The sequence below is a fragment of the Sulfitobacter sp. 1A12779 genome, assembly GCF_043557315.1.
Lineage (GTDB): Bacteria > Pseudomonadota > Alphaproteobacteria > Rhodobacterales > Rhodobacteraceae > Sulfitobacter > Sulfitobacter faviae.
In genome coordinates, this window is the sequence record NZ_JBIFFU010000012.1 from 21,045 (window position 1) to 47,097 (window position 26,053).

The 26,053-nt window shown below is 63.8% G+C and carries 23 protein-coding genes and 1 riboswitch; of the genes, 8 read left to right on the plus strand and 15 right to left on the minus strand.

Features of this window, described 5'->3' with window-relative positions:
• Positions 1-235: 235 nt before the first annotated feature.
• Positions 236-1,213: a PleD family two-component system response regulator gene (locus ACGYLQ_RS14210; RefSeq protein WP_394443526.1), complete on the minus strand. Its 978-nt coding sequence runs from the start codon at positions 1,211-1,213 to the stop codon at positions 236-238.
• 374 nt (positions 1,214-1,587) lie between these two features.
• On the opposite strand from ACGYLQ_RS14210, the gene ACGYLQ_RS14215 reads away from it, so the two are divergent.
• Together ACGYLQ_RS14215 and ACGYLQ_RS14220 are read left to right on the plus strand one after the other, a co-directional pair.
• Positions 1,588-1,794 (plus strand): cold-shock protein, encoded by a 207-nt coding sequence (locus tag ACGYLQ_RS14215; protein ID WP_067265226.1) that lies wholly within the window; start codon positions 1,588-1,590, stop codon positions 1,792-1,794.
• A 140-nt stretch (positions 1,795-1,934) separates the two neighbouring features.
• Complete coding sequence (locus ACGYLQ_RS14220) at positions 1,935-2,486, plus strand: L,D-transpeptidase (RefSeq protein ID WP_067265327.1); 552 nt, start codon at positions 1,935-1,937, stop codon at positions 2,484-2,486.
• A gap of 243 nt (positions 2,487-2,729) precedes the next feature.
• Here the strand turns inward: ACGYLQ_RS14220 and ACGYLQ_RS14225 are convergent, their stop codons facing one another.
• From ACGYLQ_RS14225 to ACGYLQ_RS14250, 6 genes are all read right to left on the minus strand, one after another.
• Positions 2,730-3,710: an ABC transporter substrate-binding protein gene (locus ACGYLQ_RS14225; RefSeq protein ID WP_394443527.1), complete on the minus strand. Its 981-nt coding sequence runs from the start codon at positions 3,708-3,710 to the stop codon at positions 2,730-2,732.
• Positions 3,711-3,737: 27 nt separating this feature from the next.
• The gene (locus ACGYLQ_RS14230) at positions 3,738-4,577 is read right to left on the minus strand and encodes an ABC transporter permease (protein WP_394443579.1); all 840 of its coding nucleotides are present in this window, start codon (positions 4,575-4,577) and stop codon (positions 3,738-3,740) included.
• On the minus strand, positions 4,577-5,437 hold the full coding sequence (locus ACGYLQ_RS14235; protein ID WP_394443528.1) for an ABC transporter permease: 861 nt from the start codon (positions 5,435-5,437) through the stop codon (positions 4,577-4,579). Before ACGYLQ_RS14235 ends, ACGYLQ_RS14230 begins: the two co-directional genes overlap by 1 nt.
• Complete coding sequence (locus tag ACGYLQ_RS14240) at positions 5,437-6,222, minus strand: ABC transporter ATP-binding protein (protein ID WP_394443529.1); 786 nt, start codon at positions 6,220-6,222, stop codon at positions 5,437-5,439. Before ACGYLQ_RS14240 ends, ACGYLQ_RS14235 begins: the two co-directional genes overlap by 1 nt.
• 74 nt (positions 6,223-6,296) lie before the next feature.
• Positions 6,297-7,757, minus strand: coding sequence for a dihydropyrimidinase (gene hydA / locus ACGYLQ_RS14245; RefSeq protein WP_271692325.1), 1,461 nt, complete (start codon positions 7,755-7,757; stop codon positions 6,297-6,299).
• Positions 7,758-7,829: 72 nt separating this feature from the next.
• Positions 7,830-9,080, minus strand: coding sequence for a Zn-dependent hydrolase (locus ACGYLQ_RS14250; protein ID WP_394413740.1), 1,251 nt, complete (start codon positions 9,078-9,080; stop codon positions 7,830-7,832).
• Positions 9,081-9,236: 156 nt separating this feature from the next.
• Here ACGYLQ_RS14250 and ACGYLQ_RS14255 point away from each other — a divergent pair, with 156 nt between their 5' ends.
• Together ACGYLQ_RS14255 and ACGYLQ_RS14260 are read left to right on the plus strand one after the other, a co-directional pair.
• The gene (locus ACGYLQ_RS14255) at positions 9,237-9,875 is read left to right on the plus strand and encodes a TetR family transcriptional regulator C-terminal domain-containing protein (RefSeq protein ID WP_394443530.1); all 639 of its coding nucleotides are present in this window, start codon (positions 9,237-9,239) and stop codon (positions 9,873-9,875) included.
• Positions 9,876-9,974: 99 nt separating this feature from the next.
• On the plus strand, positions 9,975-10,187 hold the full coding sequence (locus ACGYLQ_RS14260; RefSeq protein ID WP_394443531.1) for a hypothetical protein: 213 nt from the start codon (positions 9,975-9,977) through the stop codon (positions 10,185-10,187).
• A gap of 24 nt (positions 10,188-10,211) precedes the next feature.
• Here ACGYLQ_RS14260 and preA read toward each other — a convergent pair whose 3' ends face one another.
• Together preA and ACGYLQ_RS14270 are read right to left on the minus strand one after the other, a co-directional pair.
• A complete protein-coding gene (gene preA / locus ACGYLQ_RS14265; RefSeq protein WP_322328972.1) occupies positions 10,212-11,525 on the minus strand; it encodes an NAD-dependent dihydropyrimidine dehydrogenase subunit PreA in 1,314 nt (437 codons plus the stop codon).
• Between the two features lie 25 nt (positions 11,526-11,550).
• The gene (locus tag ACGYLQ_RS14270) at positions 11,551-12,882 is read right to left on the minus strand and encodes an NAD(P)-dependent oxidoreductase (RefSeq protein WP_394443532.1); all 1,332 of its coding nucleotides are present in this window, start codon (positions 12,880-12,882) and stop codon (positions 11,551-11,553) included.
• A 331-nt stretch (positions 12,883-13,213) separates the two neighbouring features.
• On the opposite strand from ACGYLQ_RS14270, the gene ACGYLQ_RS14275 reads away from it, so the two are divergent.
• Positions 13,214-13,420 carry a cold-shock protein gene (locus tag ACGYLQ_RS14275; protein WP_067265254.1) on the plus strand — a complete coding sequence of 69 codons (207 nt, stop codon included), beginning with the start codon at positions 13,214-13,216 and terminating at the stop codon, positions 13,418-13,420.
• A 49-nt stretch (positions 13,421-13,469) separates the two neighbouring features.
• Here the strand turns inward: ACGYLQ_RS14275 and ACGYLQ_RS14280 are convergent, their stop codons facing one another.
• Positions 13,470-14,126 (minus strand): arylesterase, encoded by a 657-nt coding sequence (locus ACGYLQ_RS14280; RefSeq protein ID WP_394443533.1) that lies wholly within the window; start codon positions 14,124-14,126, stop codon positions 13,470-13,472.
• 50 nt (positions 14,127-14,176) lie between these two features.
• Between ACGYLQ_RS14280 and ACGYLQ_RS14285 the strand changes: the two genes are divergently transcribed.
• The gene (locus tag ACGYLQ_RS14285) at positions 14,177-14,845 is read left to right on the plus strand and encodes an ABC transporter ATP-binding protein (RefSeq protein WP_067265258.1); all 669 of its coding nucleotides are present in this window, start codon (positions 14,177-14,179) and stop codon (positions 14,843-14,845) included.
• Positions 14,842-17,373, plus strand: a complete 2,532-nt coding sequence (locus tag ACGYLQ_RS14290; protein ID WP_394443534.1) for an ABC transporter permease — start codon at positions 14,842-14,844, stop codon at positions 17,371-17,373. The genes ACGYLQ_RS14285 and ACGYLQ_RS14290 overlap by 4 nt, the downstream gene beginning before the upstream one ends.
• 34 nt (positions 17,374-17,407) lie before the next feature.
• Here the strand turns inward: ACGYLQ_RS14290 and gcvP are convergent, their stop codons facing one another.
• The 3 genes from gcvP to gcvT form a co-directional block, all read right to left on the minus strand.
• Positions 17,408-20,254: an aminomethyl-transferring glycine dehydrogenase gene (gcvP, locus tag ACGYLQ_RS14295; RefSeq protein ID WP_394443535.1), complete on the minus strand. Its 2,847-nt coding sequence runs from the start codon at positions 20,252-20,254 to the stop codon at positions 17,408-17,410.
• 107 nt (positions 20,255-20,361) lie between these two features.
• Positions 20,362-20,721, minus strand: coding sequence for a glycine cleavage system protein GcvH (gene gcvH / locus ACGYLQ_RS14300; protein WP_394399640.1), 360 nt, complete (start codon positions 20,719-20,721; stop codon positions 20,362-20,364).
• Between the two features lie 21 nt (positions 20,722-20,742).
• Positions 20,743-21,876 (minus strand): glycine cleavage system aminomethyltransferase GcvT, encoded by a 1,134-nt coding sequence (gene gcvT, locus ACGYLQ_RS14305; protein WP_394443536.1) that lies wholly within the window; start codon positions 21,874-21,876, stop codon positions 20,743-20,745.
• Positions 21,877-22,025: 149 nt separating this feature from the next.
• Positions 22,026-22,112, minus strand: a riboswitch (glycine riboswitch).
• 98 nt (positions 22,113-22,210) lie between these two features.
• On the opposite strand from gcvT, the gene ACGYLQ_RS14310 reads away from it, so the two are divergent.
• Positions 22,211-22,801 carry a gamma-glutamylcyclotransferase family protein gene (locus tag ACGYLQ_RS14310; RefSeq protein ID WP_394443537.1) on the plus strand — a complete coding sequence of 197 codons (591 nt, stop codon included), beginning with the start codon at positions 22,211-22,213 and terminating at the stop codon, positions 22,799-22,801.
• Between the two features lie 108 nt (positions 22,802-22,909).
• On the opposite strand, the gene gltX is transcribed toward ACGYLQ_RS14310, so the two are convergent.
• Both gltX and ACGYLQ_RS14320 read right to left on the minus strand, forming a co-directional pair.
• Positions 22,910-24,247: a glutamate--tRNA ligase gene (gene gltX / locus ACGYLQ_RS14315; protein WP_394443538.1), complete on the minus strand. Its 1,338-nt coding sequence runs from the start codon at positions 24,245-24,247 to the stop codon at positions 22,910-22,912.
• A 65-nt stretch (positions 24,248-24,312) separates the two neighbouring features.
• Entirely contained in the window at positions 24,313-25,857 is a 1,545-nt protein-coding gene (locus tag ACGYLQ_RS14320) for an MORN repeat-containing protein (RefSeq protein ID WP_394443539.1), read from the minus strand.
• Between the last annotated feature and the right edge of the window lie 196 nt (positions 25,858-26,053).

Genomic DNA, 26,053 nt, shown 5'->3' on the forward strand with positions numbered 1-26,053 from the left:
GCGCAACGCCGCAACAGCCCCGCCCGGTGGCACACCGGGCATCGCGATCCCTCCCCACGGAGGGCGATTTTGCAATGCTGCAACAGCTTGCCAGACCTACACATCTTGCAGCGGCCCGCCAAACAGCGCGGTAGCGGATCGCCCCCCCAGGGAGGGCGATGCCCTTACCGCTTATCTCCAACGCAAAAACCCGCCCGCAATGCGGACGGGTCTATCCCTTCAAAGGCTCCTGCCCTCAGCGTTCGTCGTCGATCGCCGTCTCCAGCTGGGCAAAGAGGTTATCCTCATCATGCCGCGCCAGACCATGGAGCGGATCCCAGCTTTGCAGATATTCGCGCAGCTTATTGCTGGCCGACAGACCCGACCAGAGGCGCTGCTCGGTCACCGAATGCACCTGCAAGGACGGGGCAAGCCCGCCATTCATGCCCTTGCCGTCCCAGTTCTTCTCCAGATGCTCGCGCATCCGCTCGGCCATAGAGGCCGTGTTCAACCGCGCGCGGCTCATCACCACGCCGATGAAACGCCCGCTGCCCGCATAGGCCAGATGAAACCGCATGCCCTCCAGCGAATGTACCGAAGCGCGGGCCACCTGCTCCATCTGGCGGCGGAAGGCCGGCGCCTTGACCGCGCGATAGATGCCGCGCGCCCCCTCGACCGAGATCGAAAACAGGCTCATCGAGAAACAGCCGCTCGGCAGGCGCAGCAGGTAATTCTCAAGCGCGGAGACGTTGCTACAGGCCGACACATCGAGGTCGAAATCCTCGTCAAAGCGGATCTGCATCATCTGCGTCAACTCGACCAGCGTATGCTGCGCCTCGCGCTCGCGCAGCAGAGACGCGTTGAGCATGCTGGCGGCATTGATACGCGCGCTGAGTTCGACACCATCCAACGGTTTGCAAAGGAAATCCGTGGCACCCGCGTCAAAGGCCCGCTGCATCATCGCAGGCTCTTTGCTGGCGGTGATCATGATGATCGGCACGGCGCGGTAAAAGGGCACATCGCGGATCATCTCACACAGGCTAATCCCGTTGATGCCCGGCATCATGATATCAAGCAGGAAGGAATCGAAGGGCCGGTTCGACTCCTGCATGATCTCCAGCGCTTCTTCCGAGCTTTCGCAGCAGGTCAGCTCGTAATTGTCATTCTCGGTCAGGCAACCTGTGAGCAGATCAAGGATGACCGGGTCATCGTCTACGGCAAGGATACGCATCATGTCTCGTTACTCCACATGGGGGGCGCTGGCAGGCGCACTTGGGGCTTTCTGGCAAAAAACCACCTGCGCCGGGCAGTAATGAGACCGGTTTGCGGCAAACTCGGGACGGTGAGATTTGGCGCGTTTCCCGTAAAATATGGGGATCACGAAACTTCGTGGCGGGAATTTGCCGAAATTCGCGCTGCTGAACCCGCCGAAACCCGCCAAAATGCGATGCCCCTTGAACGAATCCCCCCCGAGTGCAATATAGACGGTGCAGACGTTATCTTTTTCGACCCACTGTCTCCCTCATACGGCGCTCAGTCTATCGATCCAGACCAACCACGCCGGGCCATCGCACCAACGCGGATGGCATCAATATGGAGACTACGGATATGGCCACTGGCACCGTAAAATGGTTCAACACAACTAAAGGCTTCGGCTTCATCGCACCCGACGGCGGCAGCAAAGACGTTTTCGTGCACATTTCCGCTGTTGAGCGCGCTGGCCTGACCGGCCTGGCCGACAACCAGAAAGTGACCTTCGACATCGAAGCTGGCCGTGACGGCCGTGAATCCGCGACCAACCTCGCGCTGGCCTAAGGCCCGGGGGCTTCGGCCCTGATGCAAGAATTCGAACCGACCTGCTGACACCGGCAGGTCGGTTTTTTTATGTCCAGCCTTGCTAAAATGGCCTTCCATGGCAAAATGCGGGCGAAACGCATTATTTGATGGAGCCTGCCATGCGCCGCCGTACCTTTTTGACCAGCACCGTGGCCGCAGCCGCCCTTCCCCTGATGGCGCAGGCCCGCACCGCCGCCTATGACCCCGCCCCGCAGATGGTCCCGGTCAAGGCACAATATGCGCCCGGCCAATTGCTGATCCTGCCGCGCAGCCATTACCTCTATTTCGTGACGTCGCCGGGCCAAGCGATGCGCTATGGCGTGGGCGTCGGCAAAGCGGGGCTGGAGTTCACCGGCACCGCGACCATCGACGTGAAAAAGGAATGGCCAACATGGCGGCCAACCAATGAGATGATCGAACGCGACCCACAGGCCTACAAACGTTTCATCGGCAACACCGACGCCCAGCCCGGCGGCCCCGGCAACCCCTTGGGCGCGCGGGCGCTCTATCTGTTCCAGAACGGGCGGGACACCTATTTCCGCATTCACGGCACCACGCAGCCGAACTCCATCGGGCGATCCGTGTCGAACGGCTGTATCCGGATGCTGAACGAGCATGTGATCGACCTGTACCAGCGGGTGCCGATTGGGACGAAGGTCACGGTGCTCTAAGGCCCCTTTCGACAACACCCGGCCCGGAATCAAGCCGCAGGCGCCGGGCCATCGCCTGCCCGCCCGGACGGGTAGGCGATTTGGTGAGGCTGGGTGCGACCTTGCGAAGGCGCATCACGGCTGAGCCATAAAGCGGCACGAGGCTCCGTCGGATCGCCGACCCGCGTGCAGGCGCTGGCCCTTCCCACCAAGAAAAAGGGCCAGCGCAGCGCCGGCCCCTCCCCTCATCATAGACGCCAAAGCTTACTGAAGCGCCTTATCCGTCACATCATGGGTCCAAGCGCCCTCTGGCGCCTTGGTGATCATGCCACCTTCCATGGTGATCACCGCACTGCGGTCGAAGGCCGCCTCGTCCAGCCGTCCATCGCTGCCCTCGGTCAGCTTGGCGATCTCGCCCATCATGCGGGTCTGGTGCTTCTCGGTCTGGGCGCCGGTCTGGTCATTTTCCAGCACGATCTCGGCGGCTTCCTCGACATTCTCCTCGGCGTATTTCCAGCCTTTCATAGAGGCCCGGACGAAACGCGCCAGTTTGTCGACCATCTCGGGGTCTTCGAGGTTCTCCTCGGTGGTATAAAGACCGTCCTCCAGCGTGGAGATGCCCTCTTCCTCATATTTGAAGACCACCAAATCCTCGGGTGTCAGACCTGCGTCGATCACCTGCCAATATTCATTGTAGGTCATGGTGGTGGCGCATTCGACCTGCTTTTGCAGCAGGGGGTCGACGTTGAAGTTGATCTTCTGGATCGTCACCCCACCGTCGGAGCCATCGGTGGGATAGCCCAGCTTGCCCATCCAGCTCATCAGCGGAATTTCATTGCCGAAGAACCATGTGCCCAGCGTGTGGCCGGGGAAATCCTCGGGGCTTTCGATGCCATGCTCTTTCAGACAGGTCAGCATCAGGCCGGATTTCGCGAAAGGTTGTGCGATGTTCACAATCGGCGCGCCCTTTTCCCGCGCGGCCAGCGCCGAAGGCAACCAATCCACCATCACGTCGGCCCCACCGCCCAAAAGCACCTGCACCGGCGCGATGTCCGGGCCGCCGGGCTTGATCGTCACGTCCAGCCCCTCTTCTTCGTAGAACCCCTTGTCCTTGGCCACATAGTAGCCCGCGAACTGGGCCTGCGTGACCCATTTGAGCTGTAGCGTCAGGTCGTCGGCGGCCTGCGCCACGCCCCCCCAGAGGCCCAAGGCGGCCCCCGCGGCGATCTTCGTGATGGTTTTCATTTTTATCTCCCTGTTGGTTGGTCGTCTCTAGTTCCTTTGGCTGGGGTGCCAGAAGGTCACCCGTCCTTCGATAAGGGCCATGATACCATAGAACGCCGATCCGGCTATTGCCGCGACAACAATCTCGGCCCAGACCAGATCAAGCGCAAGCTGACCCACCGAGGTGGAGATGCGAAAGCCCATCCCCAGCACCGGAGAGCCGAAGAATTCAGCAACGATGGCGCCAATGAGGGCAAGGGTGGTGCCGATCTTCAACCCGTTGAAGACAAAGGGCATCGCCGCGGGCAGCCGCAGCTTAAGAAGCGTCCGCCAATAGCCCGCCGCATAGGTGCGCATCAGGTCGCGCTGCATGGCGTCGCTGGCCTGCAGCCCCTGCACCGTGTTCACCAGCATTGGGAAGAACACCATGACCACGACAATCGCCGCCTTGGACTGCCAGCCGAAGCCGAACCACATCACCATGATCGGCGCCATGCCGATGATCGGCAGCGCAGCCACGAAGTTGCCCACCGGCAGAAGGCCGCGTTGCAAGAACGGAAAGCGGTCAATCGCCAGCGCCGTCAGGAAGGCCGCGCCGCAGCCGATGATATAGCCGCTCAGCGCCCCCTTGATGACGGTCTGCACGAAGTCGATCCACAGGATATCGAGCGACGTGGCCATGCGCGCCGCGATCACCGAAGGCGCGGGCAGAAGCACTTGGTTGATCTCGAACCCGCGCACCACGCCCTCCCAAACGGCGATCAGCGTGATGCCAAAGACCAGCGGTGCCGCCAGCGACGCGCCGCGCGAAGGCCGCTGCCGCGCCAGCCAGACGTTGAGCGACAGGCCCGCGACCCATGCGACGATGGCAAAAACAATCCAGCCCATCATGCCATCCCCATCCGTTTCAAGGTCAGCCGCTGCACCAGTCCGATAAGCCCCACCATGGCCGCCGCAAGGGCTGCGGCCATGAGAAGCGCGCTCCAGATCTGCACGGTCTGGCCGTAGTAGCTGCCCGCCAGCAAGCGCGCGCCAAGGCCCGCGACAGCCCCCGTCGGCATCTCGCCCACGATGGCCCCGACCAGCGAGGCCGCGACGCCGACCTTCAGCGAGGTAAAGAAATAGGGCATTGAGGACGGCAGCCGCAGTTTCCAGAAGGTCTGCCAGCCGCTCGCGTTCCATGTCCGCATCTGGTCAAGCTGCATCTGGTCGGGGCTGCGCAGCCCCTTCACCATGCCCACGACGACGGGGAAGAACGACAGATACATGCTGATGATCGCCTTGGGCAGCAGGCCCGAAAGCCCCACGGCATTCAAGACCACGATGATCATCGGTGCGATGGCGAGGATCGGAATCGTCTGGCTCGCGATCACCCAAGGCATCACGCTCATGTCCATCGTGCGGTTGAAGACGATGCCCACGGCGAGAAACGTGCCAAGCGCGGTGCCCATGACGAAGCCCAGAAAGGTCGCGCTGAAGGTGACCCATGTGTGATAGATCAGCGAGCGTTTCGAGGTGACCTTCTTCTCCACCGTGGTCTTCCACAGTTCCGCGCCAACCTGATGCGGCGCCGGCAGTTTCGGTTTCTCCTGCGACCAGGTGTCGGCCACCAATTCCGAGAATGTCAGCGTTTTGTCGGCCCGTGCCGCCACATCCCGCGCCCATTGCGCGTTGAGTGCTACGGCCGCGCCATACCAGACGACGATCAACAGACCCACGACCGTGAGAACGGGGATAATGTTACGCATCAATCGTCCCCATGCCCGGCGCGCAGCCCCTCGCGCACGCGGTGCGCGATCTCGAGGAATTCCGGCGTCTCGCGAATCTCCAAAGGCCGTTCGCGCGGCAGCGGACTTTCGATCACGTCGGCGATCCGTCCGGGACGCGGGCTCATCACCACGATCTTGGTCGACAGATACACCGCCTCGGGGATCGAATGGGTGACGAAGGCAATGGTCTTTTCGGTGCGCGCCCAAAGCTTCAAGAGCTGCTCGTTGAGGTGGTCGCGCACGATCTCGTCCAGCGCGCCGAAGGGTTCGTCCATCAGCAGGATGTCGGCATCGAAGGACAGCGCCCGCGCGATGGAGGCACGCTGCTGCATCCCGCCCGACAATTGCCAGGGAAACTTCTTCTCGAACCCCGAAAGCTCCACGAGGTCGAGCACCCGTTGCACCCGCTGGTTTTGCTCAGCCCGGGGCACGCCCATGATCTCAAGCGGCAGACGGATGTTGCCGCCGATGGTGCGCCATGGGTAGAGCCCCGCCGCCTGAAAGACGTAGCCATAGGCCCGCGATTTACGCGCTTCCTCGGGCGAGACACCGTTGATGGTCACGCTGCCGCCCGTGGGCTGCTCGAGGTCGGCCATGACCCTCAGAAAGGTCGTCTTGCCGCAGCCCGAGGGGCCGATGAAGCTGACGAAATCCCCTTTATGGATCTCGAGGTTCACGTCTTTCAACGCGTGGACCGGCCCGTCATTGGTTTGAAAGGTCAGGTCAAGATTGCTGGCGCTGATCACGCTCTGGCTGTCATTCACGTATTTTACTTCCCTGTTGGTCGGCCGCTTTTAGCGCGGCACTTTACCCGGTTGTCGTGGCGGTTCTACATCGCTCAGATCCCCGCCGGGATGTTCAGCGGATCGCGCTTGATCATCTTGGGGCTGTTGAGTTCCTTCCATTTGCTGAGGGCGACGTTGGCGCTCGGGAAGGCCGGGCGCGGCACGAAGCGGCCACGACCGGGCTGCGGCTGGCTGTTCTGACCCCAAGCCCAGATCACCTCGCCACGGCTTAGGGTATAGCGGCTCTGCGCCTTGACTTCGAAGCCCTCAAAGACGTTGTAATCCAGCACCGAATGATGGTTCGCGGGGCTGATCGTCTTGGTGATCTTCGGATCCCAAACCACGATATCGGCATCCGCCCCTTCAACGATCGCGCCCTTCTGCGGGTAGATATTGAGGATCTTGGCGATATTGGTCGATGTGGCGGCGACGAATTCATTGGGCGTGAGCCGCCCCGTCTCCACCCCTTCGGTCCAGAGCACGGCCAGACGTTCTTCCAGCCCGTTCGAGCCGTTGGGAATGATGCGGAAATCATCGCGGCCCGCACGTTTCTGCTCAGTGCTGAAGGCGGCATGGTCGGTCGCCACCACCTGTAGGCTGCCCGATTGCAACCCGGCCCAAAGACTGTCCTGATGATCCTTCGAGCGGAAGGGCGGCGACATGACGCGGCGCGCGGCATGATCCCAATCGGTGTTGAAATACTCAGACTCGTCCAGCGTTAGGAACTGGATCAGCGGCTCGCCGTAAACCCGCATCCCCTTCTGCCGCGCACGCCGGATCGCCTCATGGGTCTGCTCGCAAGACACATGCACGATATAAAGCGGCACGCCCGCCGTGTCGGCGATGGTGATGGCGCGGTTCGCAGCCTCGCCCTCAAGCTCGGGCGGGCGGGAATAGGCATGGCCCTCCGGCCCGGTGATGCCTTGGTCGAAATACTTCTGCTGCAACTCGGCCACCAGATCGCCGTTCTCGGCATGGACCATCGGCAGCGCGCCGAGTTCTGCACAGCGTTTGAAGGAGGCGAACATCTCGTCGTCCTCGATCATCAGAGCCCCCTTGTAGGCCATGAAATGTTTGAAGCTGTTCACCCCCATGTCGACCGCGTCTTTCATCTCGTTAAAGACGGTCTCGTCCCAGCCGGTGACGGCCATGTGATAGCCGATGTCCGAGCAGATCTGCGGCGCCGACTTGCGGTGCCATTCGTTGATCGCGTTCTTGATGCTGCCATCGGCGCCCGGCAGGCAGAAGTCGACCACCATCGTGGTGCCGCCCACCGCCGCCGCCCATGTGCCGGACTCAAAGGTCTCAGCCGCCGTGGTGCCCATGAAGGGCATCTCCAGATGCGTATGCGGATCGATCCCGCCGGGGATCACATAGGCGCCTTCCGCGTCGATGTATTCGTCACCCGTAAGGTCCTCGCCGATGCGCTTGATCTTCTCTCCCTCGATCAGCACGTCGGCTTTCCACGTCCGGTCCGCCGTGCAGACCATGCCACCCTTGATTACCTTGCTCATCTTTCTCTCCCCATCTTTCTGGCTGTTCACATCGGGGGGCCGGGGCAGCACCCCCGACCTCCGCCCGCGTGTTCAGCCCTCTATTTCTGCCGTCTCCAGCACCGCATGGAGCAGCACATCCGCCCCCGCCTTGGCCCAATCCTTGGTGATCTCTTCGGCCTCATTGTGGCTTAGACCATCAACACAGGGGCACATCACCATCGCCGTGGGGGCCACGCGGTTGATCCAGCAGGCATCGTGGCCCGCGCCAGAGATCAGGTTCATATGGCTGTAGCCCAGCCGTTCGGCGGCGTTGCGCACAGCCGTCACGCAACCCTCGTCAAAGGCCACGGGATCAAAGCCGCCGACCTTTTCAAATTCGATCTGCACATCCATATCGTCGGCGATCTTTTGACCCTCTTCGCGCAGACGGGCCTCCATATCCTCGATGACCGACAGTTCGGGCGACCGGAAATCGACGGTAAAGACCGTCTTGCCGGGGATCACATTGCGCGAGTTCGGATAGACCTCGATATGGCCCGCCGCGCCGACCGCATGAGGCGCGTGGCTGAGCGCGATCTCGTTCACCTTCTCCAACACCCGCGCCATGCCCAGCCCCGCGTCCCGGCGCATCGGCATGGGGGTGGAGCCTGTGTGGCTGTCCTTGCCGGTGATCGTCACCTGCGTCCAGCTCAGGCCCTGCCCGTGGGTGACGACGCCGATGTCCTTGCCCTCTGCCTCGAGGATCGGGCCCTGTTCGATGTGCAACTCGAAGAAGGCATGCATCTTGCGCGCGCCGACTTCCTCCTCGCCGCGCCAGCCGATGCGCTGCAACTCGTCGCCAAAGCTTTTGCCCTCAGCATCGGTGCGCGCATAAGCCCAGTCTTGCGTGTGGATGCCAGCAAAAACCCCCGACGACAGCATCGCGGGGGCGTAACGGGTGCCTTCTTCGTTGGTGAAGTTGGTCACAACGATCGGGTGTTTGGTCTTGATGCCCAGATCGTTCATTGTGCGGATGATCTCCAACCCGCCGAGCACGCCAAGGATGCCATCGTATTTCCCGCCCGTCGGCTGGGTGTCGAGGTGGCTGCCCACATAGACCGGCAGCGCATCGGGGTCAGTGCCATCCCGCTGGGCGAACATATTGCCCATCTGGTCGAGCCCCATGGTGCAGCCCGCCGCTTCGCACCACTTTTGGAACAGCGCGCGGCCCTCCGCGTCTTCGTCCGTCAGCGTCTGGCGGTTGTTGCCCCCCGCCACGCCGGGGCCGATCTTGGCCATTTCCATCAAGGAATCCCACAGACGGTCGGGATCAATCTTGAGGTTCTCTCCGGGCGCGGGCATAGGTCACTCCTCTGTCATCGGCTTGGGCTGTGTTGTTTTTTTACCATTTGGTAAATCCACGATTGCGATTAGGTTAGGCTCTGTCAAGAACTGGTTTGAAACAACCCACCGCCGATCCGGCAAACGCCTTTTTTAGCAGCACCAAGGATCATTGCCTTGCCCGAAAGCAACGCCAAGAAACCCAGCCGCATCCAGCAGCGCAACCGCCGGGTGATTCTGGATGCCGCGCTCGAAGTCTTTTCCAAACACGGCTACCGGGGTGCCACGCTGGATCAGATCGCCGCCGAGGCTGGGCTGAGCAAACCGAATATTCTCTATTACTTCAATGGCAAAGAAGACATTCACGTCACTTTGCTGTCGCAGCTGATGGAAACATGGCTCGACCCGCTGGTGGAACTGGACCCCGAAGGCGACCCCCGGCGCGAGATTTTGGACTATGTCGAACGCAAGCTGACCATGTCGCGCGAATTGCCGCGCGAGAGCCGTCTTTTCGCCAATGAAATCCTGCAAGGCGCCCCGCGGATCAAGCCGGAATTGCACAGCCATCTCAAACCCCTGTTTGATGAGAAATGCGCCGTGATCGCGGGCTGGGTGGCGGCGGGCAAACTGCCCGCGCTGGACCCGCAACACCTGATCTTCTCAATCTGGGCGACGACCCAGCACTACGCGGATTTCGAGGCGCAGGCGCAAATCCTGCTCGGCCCCGAGACCGACCCCCGCCCCCGCGCGCAGGCCCATCTTCGGGCGATGTTCGGCGCGCTTTTGGACCAGCCCGCGCCAGCGCCAAACGGTTAACCATAACGGCCAGTGGCGCCCTGCGTTTAATCCCCCGTTAACACATGAGACCCCAGTCTACCCGCGGGTGCGGGCTCCTTCCAAGGTAAAGGGGCAGTGATGAATGTAGGCGATATAAAGGGCGCAGGGGCTGCGCGGGATGCGAAGGGCGCAAATCCGGCAGCGTCCGATGAACCAGAGGGCGCGCCGCCCGTCACCCGCGAAGAGATGGCCCGGGATGCGGCAATGGCGCTGATCGTGGCGCGGCGGGAGGTGGCAGAGATACCGCCCCCCGCTGCCGATACCGCCACCCCGCCACGCAGAAAATCTTGAACGCGGGGCGCGGCGGGTCTTGTCTTACTCCGCCGGTTCGACCGCGTGGACGGAGGGGTTATTGGGGTGCGTGGTCCAATTGGCATAATCCGGCGTCACCGTCTTGCCCGTGCGCAGGTCGGTGGTGCCCGCCGCCAGTTCCTCCATCGAGATGCAGTCTTCGACCGGGCAGACATTGACGCAGAGGTTACAAGCTACGCATTCCTCTTCGATCACGGTAAAGGTGCGGTCTTCGGACATGGCGATGGCTTGGTGGCTGGTGTCCTCGCAAGCCGCAAAGCAACGACCGCAGGAGATGCAGAGATCTTGGTCGATCTTCGCCTTGGCGACGTAGTTCAGGTTCAACTGGTTCCAGTCGGTCACGTTCGGCACCGCGCGGCCCACCAGTTGGTCGACCGAGGTCAGCCCCTTCTCGTCCATATACTCCGACAGGCCCGAGATCATCTCTTGCACAACCTTGAAGCCATAGGTCATCGCCGCCGTACAGACCTGCACATTGCCTGCGCCAAGGGCAAGGAACTCCGCCGCGTCGCGCCATGTGGTGACGCCGCCGATGCCGCTGATCGGCAGACCGTGGGTCTCAGGGTTGCGGGCAATCTCGGCCACCATGTTGAGCGCGATGGGTTTGACCGCCGGGCCGCAATAGCCGCCGTGGGTGCCCTTGCCGTCGATCGTGGGCTCAGGCGCGAAGAGGTCCAGATCGACCGAGGTGATCGAGTTGATCGTATTGATCAGGCTCACCGCATCCGCGCCGCCGCGCTTGGCGGCCTCGGCAGGGTAGATCACGTTGGTGATGTTGGGCGTCAGCTTCACGATCACCGGCATGCGGGTGTACATCTTGCACCAGCGGGTGACCATCTCGATGTATTCCGGCACCTGCCCCACGGCAGAGCCCATGCCGCGCTCAGCCATGCCATGCGGGCAGCCGAAGTTCAGCTCGATCCCATCGGCGCCGGTCTCTTCCACATGCGGCAGAATGGCTTTCCACGCCTCCTCCTCACAAGGCACCATGATCGAGGCGATGAGCGCGCGGTCGGGGTAGTCGCGTTTCACCGCCTTCATCTCGCGCAGGTTCACTTCCAGCGGGCGGTCGGTGATGAGCTCGATGTTGTTGAGCCCGAGAAGCCGCCGGTCCGCGCCCCAGATCGCGCCGTAGCGCGGGCCATTGACGTTGACCACCGGCGGCCCTTCGGAGCCAAGGGTCTTCCAGACCACCCCGCCCCAGCCCGCCTCATAGGCGCGGCGCACGTTGTATTCCTTGTCCGTCGGCGGGGCGGAGGCCAGCCAGAACGGGTTGGGGGATTTGATCCCGATGAAATCGCTTCTCAGATCAGCCATGTTATGTCTCCCTTTCGGCGCGGCCTCAGCCCGCCGCCCCCATCAATGTGGTGTGAATGTCCATCGCCGCGTCGCGGCCCTCGGCCACGGCGGTCACCGTCAGGTCATCGCCGCCGCTGGCGCAGTCGCCCCCGGCCCAAACGCCTTCCAGACTGGTACGCCCGGTGCCGTCGACTTTGATCTTGCGCCCGTCGAGTTCGGGCAGCCCCTCGCCCAACAGCGTCTGACCGATGGCCTTGAACACCTGATCCGCTTGGAGGCGCAGGGTCTGGCCGGTGCCCTTCATCGCCTCATCGACATATTCAAACTCGATCTCGCGCACCGATCCATTGCCATGCACGGCAATCGGCACCGCATGGGTCACGATCCGCACCCCCTTGGAGGCGGCGAGGTCTTGCTCGAAGACACTTGCATTCATCCGGTCGCGCCCGCGGCGATAGACCAGCGTCACATTCAACGCGCCCAGCAGCTTCGCCTGCACCGCCGCGTCCACCGCCGTCATCCCGCCACCGATCACCACCACATCGCGGCCAATCGGCACGCCGGAGATATCGCTGGCCTGCCGCAGTTCGGCGATGAAATCGACCGCATTGGCAACCCCGGCCTTATCCTCGCCCTCGGCCCCGAGGGCATTGACGCCGACCAGCCCCATGCCGAGGAACACCGCATCGTAATCGGCTTTCAGTTCATCAAGGGTGACATCCCGGCCCACGGCAACCTCATGCCGGAAGGTGATCCCGCCGATCTGCATCAGCCAATCCACCTCGGCCTGCGCGAAGCCGTTCGGGGTCTTATAGGCCGCGATGCCATATTCGTTCAGCCCGCCGGGCTTGGGCCGCGCGTCGATGATCTCAACATCATGGCCCAGCATCGCCAGACGGTGCGCGCAGGACAGACCCGCAGGCCCCGCGCCCACCACTGCGATACGCTTGCCCGTGGCTGCGGCCCGTTCAAACGGATGCACGCCCTGCGCCATCAAATGATCCGTCGCATAGCGCTGCAACTGGCCGATCAACACCGGCTTGCCCTCGGCCACCTCGCGCACACAGACCTCTTCGCAAAGCGTTTCTGTCGGGCAGACCCGGGCGCACATGCCGCCGAGGATGTTCTGGCTCAGGATCGTCTTGGCCGCCGAATCGGGCGTGCCGGTGGCGATCTGCCGGATGAACAGCGGAATGTCGATGTCGGTTGGGCAGGCCGTCATGCAGGGCGCGTCGTGGCAAAAGTAACAGCGGTCCGCCGCGACCAGCGCCTCATGTTCGTCCAAGGGCGGGTGAAGATCCGAAAACCCCTCGGCATAGCTCTGCGGTTCTAACCGCCCCTGAACGATCCCCGGCTCAAACACATCTCGTGCCATATCAAAATCCCTGTCGTTTTCTTGGTGTTTTGAAAACGCTCTCATGGAATCATTTTTTTATCAACTGGTAAATTTTTGAAAGACGCGCCTTCCGAAAAATCCCGAGATGCCTGCCAGTTTTGTAACAGGCAGGTGATATTTCATGGGCGCTTCCTTGCTTGCGGCCCCTCGCCCCGTAAAAATCCTTGATTTTAAAAATAGAGATTCCAATATCACAACTGCGACGCGAAGACTTTTCGACCCGGCTGCCCTAAGGCTCCAGCGATCACGAATTCGACCGAGCCGCGCTGCCGCATGTTGCGGGCAGATCAAAGAGAGGGAGACACGGGGCATGGCTACTGGCACCGTAAAATGGTTCAACACGACAAAAGGCTATGGCTTCATCGCACCGGATGCGGGCGGCAAAGACATCTTTGTCCATATTTCCGCAGTGGAGCGTGCAGGCCTGACCGGGCTGGCCGACAACCAAAAGGTCAGCTTTGACGTCGAAGCGGGCCGCGATGGCCGCGAAAGCGCGAGCAACATCGCGCTGGCCTGAATGGGCCACATCACGAGGATCGAAACGGACGCTGCGGCGTCCGTTTTTGTTAGCGGCGCTCGGCGGCGCGGGCGGCAAGCTCTGCCACCGCAGGGCCGATGTCTTCCACGATTAGCGCCACGCCTTCGGCATTGGGGTGGATGCCGTCGCCTTGGAAATAGCGCTGCACCGTCTCGCTCCGCGCGCTGGCGGCATTCTTCTCCTCGGCCAGCAGGCCGGTAAAGAAGTCCGGGTAGAACAGCGTGCCGTAAGCCTCGGCCAGATCGGGGTAGAGCCCTTCGAACTCCGCCTTATAGCCTGCCCCGTAGTTGCCCGGCGCGCTCATGCCGACCAAGAGCACCTCCACCTCCGCCTTTTCCGCAGCCGCAAGGATGCCGTCGATGTTGCCGCGCGCCTGCGCCGGGTCCAGCCCGCGCAGCATGTCGTTGCCCCCCAGCGTCACGATCATCGCGTCGACCTCAGGCGTCAGGGTCCAGTCGACCCGCGCCAGCCCGCCAGCGGTGGTATCGCCCGACACGCCCGCGTTGAGGATCTTGACCTCGACCCCCTCGGCATCCAGCCAGCCTTGCAATTGCGGCACGAACCCCTCCTCGGCGGGCAGCCCGTAGCCTTGGGTCAGGCTGTCGCCGAGGGCTGCGATCACCACCTCCTCGGCCTGCGCCGCGCTGCCTAAAATAAAGGCAAAACAGATCAATACCTTGCGCATCCTTCGCGGACCTCCATATCCATCACGTATCCCAAGCCAAAGGCGACCCGATGAGCGACCCTGTCTATGACCTTCAAGATGTCACGCTGAGCCTCAAGGGCAATGCCGGCCCCGTCGATATTCTGCGCGGCATTTCGTTGCAGGTCCAGCAAGGGGAGAGCATCGCGCTGACCGGCGCTTCCGGGTCGGGCAAATCCTCGCTTCTGATGGTCATGGGCGGGCTGGAGCGCGCCACCGGCGGCAAGGTCACCGCCCTCGGCCATGACCTGAGCGCGCTGCGCGAAGACGGGTTGGCCCGATTCCGGCAGGGGCGCATGGGGATCGTCTTTCAGTCTTTCCACCTCATCCCCACCATGACCGCGCTTGAGAATGTCGCCACCCCGCTTGAGCTTTCCGGTGCCGATGACGCCTTCGACCGCGCCCGGGCCGAGCTTGAGGCCGTGGGGCTGGGCCACCGGATCAACCAATATCCCGCGCAGATGTCGGGCGGCGAGCAACAGCGCGTGGCACTGGCGCGCGCCGCAGCACCCCGCCCCGCGATCCTTTTGGCGGATGAGCCGACAGGCAGTCTCGACAGCCGCAATGGGGCCGCGATCATGGACCTGCTGTTTGAACTGCGCGACCGCCATGGCGCGACGCTGGTGTTGGTCACCCATGCCGATGATCTGGCGCAGCGCTGCGACCGGGTGGTGGAACTTCGCGACGGGCGCCTCGCATGAGCCTGCGCCTTGCCGCCCGTTTCGCCCGCCGGGAAATGCGCGGCGGGTTGCGCGGCTTTAGCCTGCTGCTGGCCTGTCTTGCGCTTGGCGTGGCCGCGCTGGCCGCTGTCGGGACCGTCCGCGCGGCGATCGAAGCCGGGTTAGAGGCCGAGGGCGCGGCCCTTCTGGGCGGCGATGCCGAGCTTGATTTCACCTACCGTTTCGCCACCCCCGAAGAGCGCGACTGGATGGCCGAACGCGCCACGCGCGTCTCCGAGATCGTCGAGTTTCGCTCCATGGCCGTCACCGGCGCGGGCGAGACCTCTGAACGCGCGCTCACGCAGGTGAAGGCGGTCGATGACCTCTATCCGCTGATCGGCGAGATGGTTCTGGACCCCGCCCTGCCGTTGGAAGATGCCCTTTCGCCCGAGGCCACTGCCCTGCCCGGCGCGGTGATGGAACGGGCACTGGCGGATCGGCTGGCCCTCTCCCCCGGGGACACTTTCGCGCTTGGCGAGGCGGAGTTCACCCTGACCGCGCTAATCAAACGCGAACCGGATTCCGCCGCCAGCGGCTTTTCCCTTGGGCCCCGCACACTGGTCAAACGCGCGGCGCTCGAAGGCTCCGGCCTGCTTGCCCCCGGCACGCTTTTCAACAGCAAATACCGTCTCGAATTGCCCCAGGGCACCGCCCTCGCCCCGCTCGAAGCCGAGGCCAAGGCGCGTTTTGCCGATGCCGGGATGCGCTGGACCGACGCCCGCAACGGCGCGCCGGGCGTGGCGCGTTTCGTCGAACGGCTGAGCGCCTTTCTGGTGCTTGTCGGGCTTTCGGGCCTCGCCGTCGGCGGGGTCGGCGTGGCGGCAGCGGTGCGGGCCTATCTGCAACGCAAGACCGCCGTCATCGCCACCTTCCGCGCCATGGGGGCATCCCGCGCGACGATCTTTCAGACCTATTTCATCCAAGTCGGCATTCTGGCCATGGTCGGGGTCGCCCTTGGCCTGCTGATCGGGGCGGGGCTGCCCTTGCTGCTTGCGCCGCTGATCGAGGCAAGCCTGCCCCTGCCCGCGCGTTTCACCATCTACCCCGCCCCATTGATTGAGGCCGCACTCTACGGGCTGCTGACCGCCGCCCTCTTCACCCTCTGGCCGCTCGCGCGCAGCGCCGATGTCCGCGCCGCGACCCTATTCCGCGACGACTGGCAACGGCAATCACCTTGGCCCGCTGCGCCCTACCTTGTCGCGATGGCGCTGCTGCTCGCCACTCTGCTTGCGCTGGCGGGTTGGTTCAACGGCTCGTGGTCGCTCACGCTTTGGACGCTGGGCGGCTTGGCCGTGACGCTGGTGGTGCTGGCGCTGGCGGCGGCGCTCTTGCGTCTGCTGGCCCGTGCTGCGGCCCGCCGGGCGCGGGGCCATCCGCGCCTGCGGTGGGCGCTGGCGGCCATCGGCGGCCCCGGCGAAGGGGCGACGGCGGTGGTGCTGGCGCTTGGCCTCGGCCTCTCGGTGCTGGCTGCCGTGGGGCAGATCGACGGCAACCTGCGCCGGGCAATCTCGGGCAACTTGCCTGATGTGGCGCCCTCCTACTTTTTCGTCGACATCCAGAAAGACCAGATGCCCGGCTATACCGCGCGGCTTGAGGGCGATCCGGCCGTATCGCGCATCGAAAGCGCCCCGATGCTGCGCGGCGTGATCACCCAGATCAACGAACGCCCCGCGCGTGAGGTCGCGGGCGATCACTGGGTCGTGCGCGGCGACCGCGGGGTGACCTATGCCGCGCAGCCGGGCGAAGACACGCGGATCACGGCGGGGGAATGGTGGGCGCAGGATTACAGCGGCGATCCGCAGATCAGCTTTGCCGCCGAAGAGGCCGCAGAGATCGGGCTGGAACTGGGAGATACGCTCAGTGTCAACATCCTTGGCCGCGACATCACCGGCACGATCACCAGCTTTCGCGAGGTCGATTTCTCGACCGCCGGGATCGGTTTCGTGCTGACGATGAACCCCGCCGCCCTTGCAGGCGCGCCGCATAGTTTCATCTCGACCGTCTATGCCGAACCCGAGGCGGAGGCCGCGATCCTGCGCGATCTTGCCAGCGAATACCCCAACATCACCGCCATCCGCGTGCGCGATGCGATCGACCGGGTCGCGGCGGTGCTGGCCGGGCTCGCCTCGGCCATTTCCTTTGGCGCCTTGGCCACGCTGGCGACGGGGTTCATGGTGCTGATCGGGGCCGCCGCCGCAGGCACCGGCGCGCGCAGCTATGAGGCGGCGCTGCTAAAAACCATGGGCGCCTCGCGTCGCGCCATCGCCACCAGCTTTGTGCTGCGCGCCGCGCTGCTCGGCCTTTTTGCCGGAGCGGTGGCGCTGCTGGCCGGGATCACTGGCGGCTGGGCGGTGAGCCATTTTGTTATGGAGACTGATTTCGCCGTGGTCTGGCCCAATGCGCTGCTGATCATCGCGGGCGGGGTATTGGCCACGGTGCTGGCCGGTCTGGGCTTTGCGCTGAAGGCGCTGAACGCGCGGCCCGCAGATATGCTAAGGGCGCAGGAGTGATCCCGCGCCCTTAGGTGGTTTCTGGATCTGAACCTTACTCCGCCGCTTCGGCGTAATCCTCCAGCGGCGGACAGGTGCAGATCAGGTTCCGGTCGCCATGCACGTTGTCGACGCGGTTGACCGGGGGCCAGTACTTGTCGACGCGGAAGGCACCGGGCGGGAAGCAGCCCTGCTCGCGGCTGTAGGGCCGGTCGCCCCATTCCACCACCAGATCCTCCACCGTGTGCGGCGCGTTCTTGAGCGGGTTGTTAGCGCGGTCCATGCGGCCTTCCTCGATCTCGCGGATCTCCTCGCGGATCGCCAGCATCGTATCGCAGAAACGGTCCAGCTCGGCCTTGGTCTCGGACTCCGTCGGCTCCACCATAAGCGTGCCCGCCACCGGCCAAGACATCGTCGGCGCGTGGAAGCCGCAGTCGACCAGACGCTTGGCGACATCCTCGTTGGTGATCCCCGCCGTCTCCTCATAGGGGCGCACGTCGATGATACATTCATGCGCCACCCGGCCCGACGGGCCTTTGTAGAGCACGTCGTAAGCCCCTTCGAGCCGCTTGGCGATGTAGTTGGCGTTCAGGATCGCGGCGCGGGTCGCCTGCGTCAGACCGTCCCCGCCCATCATCAGGCAGTAGGACCAAGAGATCGGCAACAGCGAAGGCGAGCCATAGGGCGCGGCAGAGACAGCGGCGCCTTCCTCGTTCGGGTGGCCCGGCAGATGCGCGATCAGGTGCGATTTCACGCCAATCGGGCCCATGCCGGGGCCGCCGCCGCCATGCGGAATGCAGAAGGTCTTGTGCAGGTTCAGGTGGCTCACGTCGCCGCCCAGATCACCGGGGCGGGACAGGCCCACCATGGCGTTCATGTTGGCCCCGTCGATATAGACCTGACCGCCGTGGTCATGGGTGATCTTGGTGACCTCATGCACGGTCTCTTCAAACACGCCGTGGGTCGAGGGGTAGGTGATCATGCAACCGGCGAGGTTCTCGCTGTGCTGTTCGGCCTTGGCGCGGAAATCATCGAGGTCGATGTCACCGTTGGCGGCGGTCTTGATCACCACGACCTTCCAGCCCACCATCTGGGCCGAGGCCGGGTTGGTGCCATGCGCGCTCATCGGGATGAGGCAGATGTTGCGGTGCCCCTCGCCCTTGGCGCGGTGATAGGCGGCGATGGTCAGAAGGCCCGCGTATTCGCCCTGCGCGCCGGAGTTCGGCTGCATGGAAATCGCGTCATAGCCGGTGATCTCGCACAGCTTGTCCGAGAGATCGTCGATCATCTCGCGGTAGCCAAGCGCCTGATCGGCGGGCACGAAGGGGTGGATGAGCGAGAACTCGCGCCATGTCACCGGCATCATCTCGGCAGCCGAGTTCAGCTTCATGGTGCAGGAGCCGAGCGGAATCATCGCCCGGTCGAGCGCCAGATCACGGTCCGCGAGGCGGCGCATGTAGCGCATCATCTCGGTCTCGGCCCGGTTCATGTGGAAGATCGGATGCGTGAGGTAATCGCTGGTGCGCAGCAGCCCCTCGGGCAGACGGTACTCGGGCGTGAAATCGTCATCCGCCTGACGGATGCCGAAGGCGCGCCAAACCGCTTCGATCGTGTCAGGGCGGGTGCGCTCGTCGAGCGTAATGCCGACGCGGGTCTCGCCCACGCGGCGCAGGTTGATGCCCTCGTCCACGGCGGATTTCATCACCGCGGCCTGCAGCGGGCCGACCTCGACGGTGATCGTGTCGAAATAGGCATCGGGCTGCACCTCGAAGCCCGCGGCCTCTAGCCCCTTGGCCAGACGCACGGTCTTGCGGTGGATGCGCTGCGCGATGGCCTTGAGGCCTTCCGGCCCGTGGAACACGGCATACATCGAAGCCATCACGGCCAGCAGCGCCTGCGCGGTGCAGACGTTCGACGTGGCCTTCTCACGGCGAATATGCTGCTCGCGGGTCTGCAGCGACAGGCGGTAGGCGCGGTTGCCATGGGCGTCGATGGAAACCCCGACGATCCGCCCCGGCATGGCACGCTTCATGGAATCCTTACAGGCCATGTAAGCGGCATGTGGGCCGCCATAGCCCTCGGGCACGCCGAACCGTTGCGTGCTGCCGACGGCGATGTCCGCGCCCATGGCGCCCGGCTCTTTCAGCAGGGTCAGCGACAGCGGGTCGGCGGTGACGATGCCCACGGCCTTGACCTCGTGCAGCGCCGCCATGTGATCGGTGAAGTCGCGCACATGGCCGTAGGTGCCGGGATACTGGAAGATCGCACCAAAGACCTTCTCGGCCTCCATCTCCTCGGGTTCGCCGACGATGACCTCGATGCCCAGAGGCTCGGCCCGGGTCTTCATCACCGCGATGTTCTGCGGGTGGCAGTTCACGTCGATAAAGAACCCCTTGGCCTTCGATTTCGAACTGCGCTGCGCCATGGTCATCGCCTCGGCGCAGGCCGTGGCCTCATCGAGCAGCGAGGCGTTGGCGATCTCCAGCCCGGTGAGGTCGCTCACCATGGTCTGGAAATTGAGCAGCGCTTCCAAACGGCCCTGCGAGATCTCGGGCTGGTAGGGCGTGTAGGCGGTGTACCACGCCGGGTTCTCAAGGATATTGCGCTGGATCGCCGGGGGCGTGACGGTGCCGTGGTAGCCTTGGCCGATCAGGCTGGTGAGCACCTTGTTCTTGCCCGCCACGCGGCGCATGTGCTCAAGCACTTCGCGCTCGCTCATCGCCTTGCCGAAATCCAGCGGCTCTTTCGCGCGGATCGCTTTCGGCAGCGTGTCGTCGATCAGCGCATCAAGGCTCTCGGCGCCCACGGTATCGAGCATCTGAGACATCTCGGAAGGGGACGGGCCAATGTGACGCCGATTGGCGAAATCATAGGGCAGATAATCGGTGGGCTTGAAGCTCATGTCGGGTTCCTCGTCACGGCGCGGCAGGGCGCCCCCTGTTTGTGGCGCGCCGCCCATGGGGCGACGCAGGTGATCAGCATCGCCGGTCCCCCGGCGCGCGCGGCGGTTTAGCCGATGAATTTCTGATAGGCGGCTTCGTCCATGAAGTCGTCCATCTGGCTGGCGTCAGAGACCTTCATCTTGAAGAACCACGCCTCGCCCTGCGGGTCGTCGTTGACCATGCTGGGGTTGTCGGTGAGCGCAGAGTTCACTTCCGTGATCTCGCCATCGATGGGCGCGAGGATGTCCGACGCCGCCTTCACGGATTCGATCACGACGACCTCGTCATCCTTGCTGACGGTGGTGCCTTCCTCGGGCAGTTCGACAAAGACGACATCGCCCAGCTGCTCGGCGGCGTGATTGGTGATGCCCACGACCACTTCGTCACCCTCGACGCGCAGCCATTCATGCTCTTCGGTAAATTTCATAATGGAGTTCCCTGTGTAGATTCAGCGTTTGAAGTTCGCCGCGACGAACGGCATTTTCGTGACAGTCAGTGGCAAGCGCTTGCCGCGCACCTCGCCCCAAAGCGCGGTGTCGACCTTTGCATGCTCGGCGCTGACATATCCCATGGCAACCGGGCCGCCAACCGTCGGACCAAAGCCGCCCGAGGTCACGCGGCCAACCTTATTGCCACCCTCGGCGGCATCATAAATGGCGACCCCTTCGCGCATCGGCGCGCGCCCCTCGGGCAGCAACCCCACGCGCTTGCGCGGCGCGCCGTCGGCCAATTGTTGCAAGATCACGCCCGCGCCCGGGAAGCCGCCCGCGCGGTCGCCATCCTCGCGCCGCACCTTCTGGATGGCCCAGTTCAGCGCCGCCTCGACCGGCGTGGTGGTGGTGTCGATGTCGTGGCCATAAAGGCAAAGCCCGCCTTCCAGCCGCAGGCTGTCCCGCGCGCCAAGGCCGATCGGTTCGACCTCCTCCATCGCCAAAAGCTTCTGCGCCAGCGCCACCGCGTCACCATTGGCGACGGAAATCTCGTAGCCGTCCTCCCCGGTGTAACCCGACCGCGACAGGGTGACGGTGATCCCATCAAGATCGACGTCCCGCGCCACATCCATGAATTTCATATCCGCCACCGAGGGCTGCAACCGCGCCAGTGCGGCCTCGGCTTGCGGCCCCTGCAACGCCAGCAGCGCGCGGTCGTCCAGCACCTCGACCTCGCAGGTCTCCGACAGGTTCGCGCGCATCAGGGCGATGTCGTCGTCCTTGCAGCCCGCGTTGACCACGACGAAGAGTTGATCGCCGAGGTTCGCGAGCATCAGATCGTCGAGAATACCGCCATTGGGATCAGTAAACATGGCATAGCGCTGGCGCATCTCCCCAAGGCCCAGCACATCGACCGGCACGAGCTGCTCCATCGCCAAGGCCGCATCCTCATAGCTGCCAGACTTCGCCCGGACGACGACCTGCCCCATGTGGCTCACGTCGAAAAGCCCGGCGGCGGCACGGGTGTGCAGATGTTCCTTCATCACGCCAAGAGGGTATTGCACGGGCATGGAATAGCCCGCGAAGGGCACCATCTTGGCCCCCAATTCCACATGCAAATCATGCAATGCCGTCTGCTTGAGATCGCTCATCCGGTTCGCCTTTCCTGTCGCTTCCGGATGACCTTTTGACCATGCCGGCACCTTGGCGCCGCAAATGCTGCGCCTGATGCCCCCTCTGTCCTTCCGCCTGAGATCGTTATCCCTTCGGCGTGCGCATCCGCGCCCCTCTCCAGAGTCTTGGTCACATCACGGTCCTGGGGCCTGAGAGTTTCCGGGGCGGTTGCTCCTTCGGCATCGGTGTTAACCGATTCTCCCGTGACGATTGGGCCTTTCGTATGCTGGGGCATACCTCTGCGTCAAGCATGCTTGTGAGCCGATGCAACACATGTTTTGGTGCGCGCGACAAATACAGGACCTTTCGCGCATGACCCCCTACTTTTTCGGCTACGGCAGCCTCGTGAACCGCAACACCCATAGCTACCCCGACGCCCGCCCGGCGCAGCTCGACGGTTGGCGCCGCCAATGGGTCCGCACCGAAGGCCGCGATATCGTCTATCTTTCCGTGGTGCAGCACCCCGCCACCCGCATCGACGGGCTGATCGCCGCCGTGCCGGGCGCGGATTGGGCGGCGCTGGACAAACGCGAATACAGCTACGAACGCCACGCCTCAGGCGGCGCGGTGGTGCATGACCTGACCCCCGCCCCCGACATCGCCCATTACGCCATCCCCGCCGACATCGCGGTGACCCACGGCGATCACGTCATCCTGCTCAGCTATCTCGATGTGGTGGTCCAAGGCTTCCTGCGCGAATTCGGCACCGAGGGCGCGGCACGCTTTTTCGACACGACCGACGGCTGGGACACGCCCATCCTCGACGACCGCGCAGCCCCGCTCTACCCGCGCCACCAAACGCTGACAGAGGCGGAAACCGCCGTGGTCGACCACCACATGGACCGCCTGTCAGTGCAGATCAAAGAACGCGCCGAAACAACCTTCGCCGCAAGGAACTTCTAAGGGCCAAAACACGCCCCCCCCAAAACTTCCTTCATCCTTTCTCAAATACCCTCGGGGGTCCGGGGGCAGCGCCCCCGGGAAGTCGCCCCAAGCGCTCCCGCCCGCCAATCAGCCGTGCGCCCTCACCACCTGCAACAGCGGCATCACCTGCGCCATCTCCGGCCCATGCTCCTGACCCGTCAGCGCCAGACGCAGTGGCCGGAACAGCCCGCGCCCCTTGCGGCCCGTGGCTTCCTTCACCGCTGCGGTCCAACTGGACCAAGTGGTCTCATCGAAAGGCATTTCGGGCAGCAGCAGCATGGCCTGCGCCACGAATTCGCGGTCTTCCTCGGCAATCACCGGCTCTGCCCCGTCGCGGAACATGGCCCACCAGGGGCCGAGGTCTTTCAGGGTCGAGATATTCTCGCGCGTCACGGCCCAGAACTGCGCGGCCTTGCCTTCCGGCACGCCAAGCGCTGTGATGTCGTCTTTCACGGCTACCAGCGGCAATTGCTGCAAGTAGCGCCCAGTCAGCGGGAAGAGGTCAGCCACGTCGAATTTCGTCGGGGCCGAGCCAAAGCGGTTGATGTCGAAGCCGTCGATCAGCTCTGCCATATCCGTGCGCAGTTCCACCGGATCGGAGGACCCGAGCCGCGCCATCAGGCTCAGAAGCGCGAAGGGCTGTACCCCCTGCTCGCGCAGATCGCGCAGCGCCAATGTGCCCAAACGCTTGCTCAACGCCTCGCCCTGCGGGCCGGTCAACAGCGAGTGATGCGCGAAGGAGGGGACAGCACCCTGCCCGAGCGCTTCCATGATCTGGATCTGCGTAGCGGTGTTGGTCACATGGTCCGAGCCGCGCACCACATGGGTCACGCCCATCTCGGTGTCGTCCACAACGCTCGCCAATGTATAAAGGATCTGCCCGTCGCCACGGATGAGCACCGGGTCACTGACCGAGGCCGCGTCGATGGAGATATCGCCAAGGATGCCGTCATCCCATTCGATCCGCGCGTGATCCAGCTTGAAGCGCCAGACCCCATCGCCGCGTTCGGCCCGCAGGGCGGCTTTCTCTTCGTCCGACAGGTTCAGTGCGGCGCGGTCATAGACCGGCGGCTTGCCCATGTTGAGCTGTTTCTTGCGCTTAAGGTCCAGCTCTGTCGGCGTCTCGAAAGCCTCGTAGAAACGGCCCTTGGCGCGCAGGTCATCGGCGGCGGCGTGATAGCGGTCCAGCCGCTCGGACTGACGCTCGACCCGGTCCCACTCAAGACCCAGCCATTCGAGGTCTTGCTTGATGCCGTCGACATATTCTTCCTTGCTGCGCTCGGGATCGGTGTCATCAATGCGCAGGATGAAAGTGCCGCCCGCCTTGCGCGCGATGAGGTAGTTCATCAGCGCGGTGCGCAGGTTGCCCACATGGATATAGCCAGTGGGGGACGGGGCGAAACGGGTGATTGTGGGGTTGGACATCTGGCGTACTCCTGTTGCGCGCGGGCTTGCCACAGGGCGCGGGCGTTGTCCAGCAAAGGCGGGGGTCAGCCCCCGTCTGCTGCGGTGCCGGTCTGCGCGGGCGTGGCCTCTGACGTATCCGCGCCGGTGCTGTCGTCGGGCGCGGGTGTTTCGGTGGCCGCTTCCTCACCGCCAGCCTCTTCCGAAGCCGCCTCCGCCGCCTCCGAGGTTTCGGCCTCGCCAGCCTCATCACTCAGCGCGCCATTCTCCCATTCGCCCGAGGCTTCCTCGCCGCTGGCATAGCGCATGGTGCCACTGCCCTGCCGCTTGCCCGCTTTGAAGGTGCCCTCATAAACATCGCCATTGGCATAGGTCGCAACACCCTGCCCTTCGATCTCACCCTCTGTCCACTCGCCCTCATAGACGAAACCGCTGGCCATGGTGATCTTGCCCTGACCGTGGCGCTGGCCGTTCCTGAAGGCCCCCTCGTAAACGGTGCCATCGGGATAGGTCGCTTTGCCCTGCCCGTGGCGCTGGCCGTCTTGCCAGCCGCCCTCATAGCGGTAGCCATCGGCATAGGTCATCACCCCTTGGCCGTGGTTACGGGCGTCCTTGAACGCGCCTTCATAGACCACGCCGTTGGTATAGGTGGCGATGCCCTCGCCCTCGATCACCCCGGCGACCCATTCGCCCTCATAGGTGGAGCCATCGGGATAGGTGATTTTGCCCGTGCCATCGGCCAGATCATTGCGGAAGGTGCCGACATAGACCGACCCGTCGGGATAGGTCACCTGCCCCTCGCCTTCGATCTGCCCGGCCACCCAAGAGCCAGTGTAGACATAGCCATCGGTGCCGGTGAAGGTGCCCTGCCCGTCGCGGCGGTCATCCTTGAAATCGCCCTCATAGGTGTCACCGTTTTCATAGGTGACCTTGCCCTTGCCCTCACGGCGGCCCGCGACCAGCGTGCCTTCGTAGACGTCGCCGTTGGGTTGGGTCAGCGTGCCGGTGCCGTCGATCTGGCCGTCTTTCCACTTGCCCACATAGACCAGCCCGTCCGGCATGGTCAGCGTGCCTTCGCCGCTGCGCTTGCCGGCTTCGATCTCCCCTTCATAGACCGCGCCATCGGGGTAGGTGATCGTGCCAACGCCCTGTTTGACGCCATCGACCCAATCGCCCTTGTATTCATAGCCACCGGGGCTTTGCATCACGCCCTTGCCGTGGTGTTTGGCGTTGCGGAACGCGCCCTCATAGCGCACGCCATTGGCGTAGATCGCCACGCCCTGCCCCATGATCGCGCCCGCTTCCCATTCGCCCTCATAGGTGCCGCCATCGGCAAAGGTGATCTTGCCCAGACCGTCAGGCTTGCCCTTGGCGAAATTGCCCTCATAGACCGATCCATTGGGGAAACGTGCGACGCCCTCGCCCTTGATCTCCCCCTCGACCCATTCGCCGGAGTATTCATAGCCATTGGGCAGCTTATAGGTGCCGGTGCCATGCTGAAGACCGCCTTGAAAGGTGCCCTCATAGATGCCGCCGTCGTCATATTCCTTGGTCAGCACCTGCCCGTCCTGCGCCGCAAGCGGCGTGGCCAGAAGGGCGATCAGACAGAGGGGCAGGCTGCGGTGCAACATGGGCGGAAATTCCCGATCTCGTTAAGTGGCATTTGGCCCGAGGTTACGGGTGATAGAGGGCAGAGGCAACGTGTTTGCAAGAGGGGCACGCCGGTTTGGGCGGATCCCGCGCACCCGGTGCTGCGGGTCAGCTCTGCGCACGGGGGTTTCGCCCCCGGTCCGATCTGCTAGACCCACCCGATGCCAGCCAGCCCGG

Bases quoted from the DNA above. Each gene is read 5' to 3' on its own strand.
- ACGYLQ_RS14310 (WP_394443537.1), top strand. From the start codon at position 22,211: ATGACCCCCTACTTTTTCGGCTACGGCAGCCTCGTGAACCGCAACACC.
- ACGYLQ_RS14250 (WP_394413740.1), bottom strand. From the start codon at position 9,080: ATGCCCGCGCCCGGAGAGAACCTCAAGATTGATCCCGACCGTCTGTGG.
- ACGYLQ_RS14230 (WP_394443579.1), bottom strand. From the start codon at position 4,577: ATGGGCTGGATTGTTTTTGCCATCGTCGCATGGGTCGCGGGCCTGTCG.
- gcvH (WP_394399640.1), bottom strand. From the start codon at position 20,721: ATGAAATTTACCGAAGAGCATGAATGGCTGCGCGTCGAGGGTGACGAA.
- ACGYLQ_RS14320 (WP_394443539.1), bottom strand. From the start codon at position 25,857: ATGTTGCACCGCAGCCTGCCCCTCTGTCTGATCGCCCTTCTGGCCACG.
- ACGYLQ_RS14260 (WP_394443531.1), top strand. From the start codon at position 9,975: ATGAATGTAGGCGATATAAAGGGCGCAGGGGCTGCGCGGGATGCGAAG.
- ACGYLQ_RS14285 (WP_067265258.1), top strand. From the start codon at position 14,177: ATGAGCGACCCTGTCTATGACCTTCAAGATGTCACGCTGAGCCTCAAG.
- ACGYLQ_RS14220 (WP_067265327.1), top strand. From the start codon at position 1,935: ATGCGCCGCCGTACCTTTTTGACCAGCACCGTGGCCGCAGCCGCCCTT.
- preA (WP_322328972.1), bottom strand. From the start codon at position 11,525: ATGGCTGATCTGAGAAGCGATTTCATCGGGATCAAATCCCCCAACCCG.
- ACGYLQ_RS14290 (WP_394443534.1), top strand. From the start codon at position 14,842: ATGAGCCTGCGCCTTGCCGCCCGTTTCGCCCGCCGGGAAATGCGCGGC.
- ACGYLQ_RS14210 (WP_394443526.1), bottom strand. From the start codon at position 1,213: ATGATGCGTATCCTTGCCGTAGACGATGACCCGGTCATCCTTGATCTG.
- ACGYLQ_RS14215 (WP_067265226.1), top strand. From the start codon at position 1,588: ATGGCCACTGGCACCGTAAAATGGTTCAACACAACTAAAGGCTTCGGC.
- ACGYLQ_RS14275 (WP_067265254.1), top strand. From the start codon at position 13,214: ATGGCTACTGGCACCGTAAAATGGTTCAACACGACAAAAGGCTATGGC.
- hydA (WP_271692325.1), bottom strand. From the start codon at position 7,757: ATGAGCAAGGTAATCAAGGGTGGCATGGTCTGCACGGCGGACCGGACG.
- gcvP (WP_394443535.1), bottom strand. From the start codon at position 20,254: ATGAGCTTCAAGCCCACCGATTATCTGCCCTATGATTTCGCCAATCGG.
- ACGYLQ_RS14225 (WP_394443527.1), bottom strand. From the start codon at position 3,710: ATGAAAACCATCACGAAGATCGCCGCGGGGGCCGCCTTGGGCCTCTGG.
- gcvT (WP_394443536.1), bottom strand. From the start codon at position 21,876: ATGAGCGATCTCAAGCAGACGGCATTGCATGATTTGCATGTGGAATTG.
- ACGYLQ_RS14280 (WP_394443533.1), bottom strand. From the start codon at position 14,126: ATGCGCAAGGTATTGATCTGTTTTGCCTTTATTTTAGGCAGCGCGGCG.
- gltX (WP_394443538.1), bottom strand. From the start codon at position 24,247: ATGTCCAACCCCACAATCACCCGTTTCGCCCCGTCCCCCACTGGCTAT.
- ACGYLQ_RS14235 (WP_394443528.1), bottom strand. From the start codon at position 5,437: ATGCGTAACATTATCCCCGTTCTCACGGTCGTGGGTCTGTTGATCGTC.
- ACGYLQ_RS14270 (WP_394443532.1), bottom strand. From the start codon at position 12,882: ATGGCACGAGATGTGTTTGAGCCGGGGATCGTTCAGGGGCGGTTAGAA.